Origin of the sequence: Streptococcus sp. GMD3S (genome assembly GCF_000298695.2) — a bacterium.
Taxonomy (GTDB): domain Bacteria; phylum Bacillota; class Bacilli; order Lactobacillales; family Streptococcaceae; genus Streptococcus.
The window spans coordinates 1-1,512 of record NZ_AJRC02000039.1 but is presented as its reverse complement, the minus strand read 5'-3'; the positions used below and the strand labels follow the sequence as shown (position 1 = coordinate 1,512).

The following is a 1,512-nucleotide window of genomic DNA, read 5'->3' as shown; positions in this document are numbered from 1 at the left end:
CTGTCCTCCATTTTACCACTTTTTATAGGAGAAGGATAGTGAAAATCTTAATCTTCCAACTTCCTTTCTAGAGTATACAAAAAAGAATCAGGCTGATTCTTTTTGTTTATGATTTCGTCTGAGGCAAAAGTGGTCTGGGACGGGATCCTTTCCTATTGGCGACCATGGATGACAACGTAAAATCCGAGCCAAGCCCATCAGAACACCCTTGAAGCCATGTTTTTCAATAGCCTGAATCATGTAGTTGGAACAAGTAGGCTCAAAACGACAAGAGGGTGGAAAGGCTGGTGAGATAAAACGTTGATAAAAGCGTACTGGTGCTATTAAGATTCGTTTCATTATTTCTTGGTTACCGCCATGGTGTGTAGTTGGCTGATTTCTTTTTTGTTAAGGCGACGAGATTCTCCCGGACGGAGGCCTGTCAAATCTAAGTGTCCAAAACGTGTCCGAGACAACTTGTCCACTTGGAGGCCGACAGCTTCAAACATCTTTTTAACCTGATGGTTACGTCCTTCATGGATGGTCAACTGCACTACTGAGCGATTTTTTACTGGATCCACTTTGAGAATCTCATAGACAGCAGGCTTGGTTTTCTTGCCATCAATCTCAAGTCCACGAGTCAAGGGGCGGAGATTATCCTTATTGGCTACGCCTTTAACACGCGCAACGTAGACCTTGTCAATCTCATTACGAGGGTGAATCATCTCGTCTGTAAAGTCCCCATCATTGGTTAAAATCAAGACACCTGATGTATCCCAGTCCAAACGTCCAACTGGGTAAATGCGTTCTTTAACATTTGGCAAGAGATCCACAACAGTCTTTCGGCCCTTGTCGTCTGTCACACTGGAAATCACTCCACGTGGTTTGTTAAGCAGATAGTAGACCTTTTCTTCGTTGTAGATGGGCTGACCTTCCACTTCGACCTTATCTCCAGACTTGATGGTCGTTGCTAGTTCACGCACCACTTGGCCGTTAACCGTCACCAAGCCTTGCTTGATCAACTCTTCTGCTTACCATCTACCCATTCATTTTTAGCTCTCTTTCCATCTGATTTGAGGTAGTAATTTCCTACCCAGCCAGACTGAACTTTAGATTGTGATTTATCCTGTTTAGGAGTTGTTTCTTTAGCTTTTTCAGTCGGTTTTGATGCTGGTGTTTTCGGTTTCTCAGCAGGTTTTTGTGCTGGTGTTTTTGGTTTCTCAGCAGGTTTTTGTGCTGGTTTCGGTGCTGGTGTTTTCGATTTCTCAGCAGGTTTCTGTGCTGGCGTTTTCGGTTTCTCAGCTGGTTTTGGTGCTGGCTTTGGCGCTGGTTTTGGTTGCCACACACCATCGTCTCCTACATAATAACGACCACCATCTACCCATTCATTTTTGGCCATCTTACCATCTGATTTAAGATAGTAATTACCTACCCATGTGTTGCGAGCGTAGCTGCCTTCTCCTGTTAAATAATAGTATGACCCATAGTTTTTATCATAAATCCACTCAGCTTTAGCCATCTTACCATCTGATT

Annotated in this window: 2 protein-coding genes and 1 pseudogene; all 3 read right to left on the bottom strand. The window is 43.7% G+C overall.

Annotated elements, in window-relative coordinates; all coding sequences use genetic code 11:
- Positions 1-87 precede the first annotated feature (87 nt).
- Positions 88-339, bottom strand: coding sequence for a membrane protein insertion efficiency factor YidD (gene yidD, locus GMD3S_RS0209405; protein ID WP_000821629.1), 252 nt, complete (start codon positions 337-339; stop codon positions 88-90).
- Positions 339-1,001, bottom strand: a complete 663-nt coding sequence (locus tag GMD3S_RS0209400) for a pseudouridine synthase (protein ID WP_025173006.1) — start codon at positions 999-1,001, stop codon at positions 339-341. The genes yidD and GMD3S_RS0209400 overlap by 1 nt, the downstream gene beginning before the upstream one ends.
- Positions 998-1,512 (bottom strand): annotated as a pseudogene (locus GMD3S_RS11105) (Ltp family lipoprotein); the annotation flags it as partial. The gene GMD3S_RS0209400 and the pseudogene GMD3S_RS11105, both read right to left, overlap by 4 nt.

Excerpts from the sequence above, each read along its gene's own strand:
- yidD (WP_000821629.1), bottom strand. The coding sequence starts at position 339 with ATGAAACGAATCTTAATAGCACCAGTACGCTTTTATCAACGTTTTATC.